The sequence below is a fragment of the Thermoanaerobaculia bacterium genome (genome assembly GCA_018057705.1).
In the GTDB taxonomy this organism is placed as follows: domain Bacteria; phylum Acidobacteriota; class Thermoanaerobaculia; order Multivoradales; family JAGPDF01; genus JAGPDF01.
Genome location: JAGPDF010000068.1, coordinates 1 through 4,642, shown reverse-complemented (window position 1 = coordinate 4,642; position 4,642 = coordinate 1). Strand labels below are relative to the sequence as shown.

Below are 4,642 nucleotides of genomic sequence, written 5' to 3'. Positions count from 1 at the left end.
TTGTCCATGAGAGCGATCGAGTTCTGCGGATGGACGTTGTCGTCTCCGGTGCCGTGCACGATCAGCAGGGCGTCCCCTAGCCGGGTCGCGGCGCTCAGCGCCGAACCGCTCTTGTAGCCGTCCGGATTCGTCTGCGGAGTGTCCATGTAGCGCTCGGTCCAGATCGAGTCGTAGAAACGCATGTCCGAGACCGGTGCGCCGGCCACCCCGGCCTTCCAGGTTCCCGGACTGTGGAAGAGCGACCAGAGTGTATTGGCGCCGCCGCCCGACCAGCCCCAGAGACCGATGCGAGTCGAATCGACCCAGGCGATCGACTTGAGATGCTCGACCCCGGCGAGCTGGCCGGCGAGCTCGAGCGGACCGAAGTTGCGATGCATCTTGTCCTCGCCGCGCTTGCCGAAGAAAACCGAGGCCTCGTTGTCGACCATGAAGACGACGTAGCCGCGCTCGGCCATCCACTGGTGCCAAGGTGGGCGACGCGAATCCCAGGCATTCGTCACCACCTGTGACGCAGGGCCGCCATAGTGGAACATGATGACCGGATAGCGCCTCGTCGGGTCGAAGTTCGCCGGCCGCAGCCAGCGGGCCGGGAGGCGGACGCCGCCGGGCCCCGGGATCTCGAAGAGCTCCCACTGCGGGAGCTTCTCGGGATCGTAGGAGAGATTCTGCGTCGGCAGGGCGACCACCGCTTCGCCGCTGATGCGCCGGATCGTCGACCGCGGCGGATGATTGGCGTCGCTCCAGCGATGAACCCAGTGGCGCGCACCGGGGGCGACGTCCGCACCGTTCGTTCCGACGCCGCCGGCCAGCACCCGCGGAGCCGCTGCGCCGCCGGTGGGGGCGAGCGGCAGGAGCCAGACCTGCCGGTCCGCCGCGCCGAGGCCGCCGGGCCGGAAACCGGTGATGATGGCGACGCCGCTCGCTTCGTCGACCGCGTCGAGTGCCGTCACCGCGAACTCCTCTGGTGAGACCGTGGCGATGACCGCGCCGTCCGCGGCGTGCCGGCGCAGACGGTTCCAACCGCTCTCTTCGCTCGACCAGAGGAAACCGCCGTCGGCGAGGAAGTGGAACTCGTTCGGAATGTTCACCCAGGTCGCGCTGGTCTGGCTGGTGATCACCGCGCAAACACCCGAAACCGGATCGCATCCCAGAAGGTCGAGCTCCGTCTGGTCGCGGTTCAGGCGTTCGATCGCGATCTGCGCGCTGTCCGGGCGCCAGTGCACGCGGACGAGGTAGGCGTCCTCGGCGGCGGGTGAGTCGGCGGTCGCGAGCTCGATCGTCGCCCGTGTCGCGAGCTCGACCACGCGCATCCGGACGGTCGGATTGGTCTCGCCCGCTTTGGGGTAGCGCTGGAAGCGGATCTCGGGATAGGTCCCGCGCTCGTCGAGCAGCGGATAGGTGGGAACGGCGCGGTCGTCGAACCGGTAGTAGGCGAGGCGCCGGCTGTCCGGGCTCCACCAGTACCCGGTCGGATTCCGGTTCCAGATCTCCTCCCAATAGACCCAGTCGTTCTTGCCGTTCAGGATCTCGTTGTCCCTGCCGTCGGTCGTGATCCGACTCTCGAGCCCGCTTTCGAGGTCGCGGACGAAGAGGTCGCAGTCGCGCACGTAGGCCACCTTGCGCCCGTCGGGGGAGAAGGTCGCGGCCTCCTCTTCGGCGGCGGTGTCGGTGAGCCGCTGCAGCGACTTCCCGGCAAGCCGGTAGAGGTAGAGGTCCTCTCCGGCGGTGAGCAGCAGGGCGTCGCTTCGCGGCGACCAGAGGTACTCCGAAGGGGCGATCGACGCGGTGACTTTGGCCGCTGCTGCGGGCGCGAGCTGGAGATCGGACCAGGGCAGCCTGAAGGCGACCTTTCCTGTCGCCGCATCGATACCGCGGAGCTCGGTGCCGGATTCCTCCTTCGCGACCTGGGTGAGCCACCGGCCGTCCGGGCGCCAGGCGCTCTGGGTGACTTTCGGCAGCGCCGCAGGATCGAAGAGTTTCTCGACCGAGAGCTCGCCGGCGAGCAGCGCGGCGGGGAGGAGCAGGCCAAGCGCTAGCGGCAGCACGGGTGTTCTCATCCGAAAATCTCCGGAGCGGCGGGTCGGTTGCGGCGAAGGGCGCAGCGGCGGTCCGCTACATCTTGCCGTAGTTGGGACCGCCGCCACCCTCGGGTGGCACCCAATCGATGATCTGGTAGGGGTCCATGATGTCGCAGGTCTTGCAGTGCACGCAGTTCGACGCGTTGATCTGCAGACGCCTGCCGGCTGCAGCCGAGCCGTCCTCGACCATTTCGTAGACTCCGGCGGGGCAGAAGCGGGTGCACGGATTGCCGAACTCGCGGGCGCAGCGGTCGACGCAGATCGAGGTGTCGGCGACCAGCAGATGCACCGGCTGATCCTCCTCGTGCGCGGCTCCCGAGTTGTAGACGTCCGCGAGACGGTCGAAGGTCAGCTTGCCGTCGAAGGCGACGGGCGCCGGTGCACGATAGTCGGAGCGCTCGCTGTCGAGCCGGTGAAGGCGCTCATGCCCGGCTTCGGCCGGCAGGCGCTCGAAGAGACCGAAGCCCTTGCCGCCGGTGACCGTGCCGAGCGCCGCGTTGACCATGGCGTCGAAGCCGCCGCGCTCGAATCCCTGGTGGAAGTTGCGGCTCTTCCAGAGCTCGGCTTTCGCCCAGCTCGCTTCGAAGTGCGCCGGGTAGGCGTCGCCGGCGGTGGAGAGCGGCTGTCCGGCGACCGCCGCGGCGAAGATCGACTCGGCCGCGAGCATTCCGGACTTCACCGCGAGATGGATCCCTTTGAGGCGCTGGCCGTCGACGAACCCGCCGCTGTCGCCGATCAGGCAGAAGCCGTCGCCGCCGAGCTTCGGCATCGCCCAGTAGCCGCTCTCCGGAATCGCCTTGGCGCCGTAGTAGGACATCGTGCCGCCGGCGAGGAGCTGTGCGATCGCCGGATGCGTCTTCATGCGCTGGAACTCGAGATGCGGGTCGTCCAGCGGATTCTCGTAGTCGAGGCCGTAGACGAGGCCGACGATGAGGAGGTTGTCCTGCATCCCGTAGATGAAGCCGCCGCCGAAGTGATCGGGCCACATCGGCCAGCCCATGGTGTGCCAGATCTCGCCCGGCTCGAAACGCCCCTGCGGCAGCTCCCAGACCTCCTTGATACCGAGGGCGTAGACCTGCGGATTCTTGCCTTCACAGAGTCCGAATCGGCTTTCGAGCTGCTTCGCGAGCGTGCCGCGCGGCCCTTCTCCGAGCACGGTCACCTGGCTCCGGATGTCGACTCCGGGCTCGAAGTTGGCCTTGCGCCTGCCGTCCTTGCCGATCCCCTTGTCGCCCGTTCGCACGCCGGCGACGCGCCGCCCGGGGCCGGCAGGGGAGTCTTCGTAGAGGAGCTCGCGGCCCGGAAACTCGCAGAAGATGTCGACTCCCAGGGCCTCGACCTCTTTCGCCATCCATTTGACCAGCTTGCCGAGCGAGGCGACGTAGTTGCCGTGGTTCTTCAACTGCGGCGGCTCCGGGAGCGAGAGCGCCTTCTCCTTCGTCAGCCACCAGAGATGCTCGCGGCCAACCTCGGCCTCGAACGGGATCGAAGCGAACTTCTCGGGAAAGAGCTCACGAAGACTCCGCGGATCGATGATCGCTCCGGAGAGACCGTGGGCGCCGACCTCGCTGCCCTTCTCGAGCACGGCGATCGAGAGCTCGAGCCGGGATCCGGCGACGGCGCCGGCGTTGTGCGCGGCGAGAAGGCGCGCCAGATGGTAGGCGCCGGCGAGGCTCGCCGGCCCGGCGCCGACGAAGAGAACATCGATATCCAGGGTTTCACGTTCCGCGTTGGTCATGGCAGGTGAAATTTAGCATGCGGGTTCGCCGGGTCCGCGGCTGTTCGACCCGAGTCGCAGCAGGAAATCGCTCACCTCGATATCGCGCGTGCGGTCCACGGCGATCTCTCGTTCCCGCCCGTCGGGGTAGGGTGGGCGTTCCACCTCCGCGCCGGTTCCACTCCTGAGGCCAGCTCGGCGCGGCGGACCTTTCCACGACGTCAGGAGCATGCGTTTCGCGTGCCGGAGGAGACCGGGAAGGTCGTAGCCCCCCGGTAGCCCGGCGAGATCGCGCCGGTCGACGAGGGAGAGTGGAACGACGACGACGCGCTCGGCGAACCAGGAAAGTGCGATGTCGAGGTAGGTGCCGGCGGTGATCTCTGTCGCCGCGGCGCGCGCGATCGGTCCGCGAACGACGCGAAAGCTGTTGAAGTGGCGGACATTGCGATTGCCGGACAGAAGACCGATGAGGAACTTCGCGGTGAGCGAGGAGGCGTCGCGGTAGAAGGTGCGATGGACGCCGCCATGGGGGGCGGCATAGACGAGGTCGGCCGAGGCCGCCGCGGCCGCGGCGAGAAGCGGGAGGAGGCTCTCGGGCCGGTGTTGCAGATCCTCGTCCAGCGTCGCGATCCAATCCCCGGGAGCGCGCGCCAACCCTGCGGCCGTCGCGACGTGCTGGCCCGCGTTGCGCGGCAGGTGCAGGACTTCGATCCAGGCATGCTGCGCCGCCAGGCGATCGAGCAGCGGTCCCGATCCGTCCACCGCGGCGTCGTCGACGAAGATCGCGCGGTCGACCTCGACCGGCGAGCGCTCGCGCAGCAGCATCCCGCGCAGCGACGCGAGCTCC

3 protein-coding genes are annotated in these 4,642 nt (G+C 68.3%); all 3 read right to left on the bottom strand.

Annotated elements, in window-relative coordinates:
* On the bottom strand, positions 1 to 2,057 hold a 2,057-nt coding region (locus KBI44_16850), incomplete at its 3' end, for a DPP IV N-terminal domain-containing protein (protein ID MBP9146147.1).
* 55 nt (positions 2,058 to 2,112) lie between these two features.
* Positions 2,113 to 3,816 carry an electron transfer flavoprotein-ubiquinone oxidoreductase gene (locus KBI44_16845; protein ID MBP9146146.1) on the bottom strand — a complete coding sequence of 568 codons (1,704 nt, stop codon included), beginning with the start codon at positions 3,814 to 3,816 and terminating at the stop codon, positions 2,113 to 2,115.
* A gap of 12 nt (positions 3,817 to 3,828) precedes the next feature.
* A partial coding sequence (locus KBI44_16840) for a glycosyltransferase (protein MBP9146145.1) occupies positions 3,829 to 4,642 on the bottom strand: 814 nt, incomplete at its 5' end.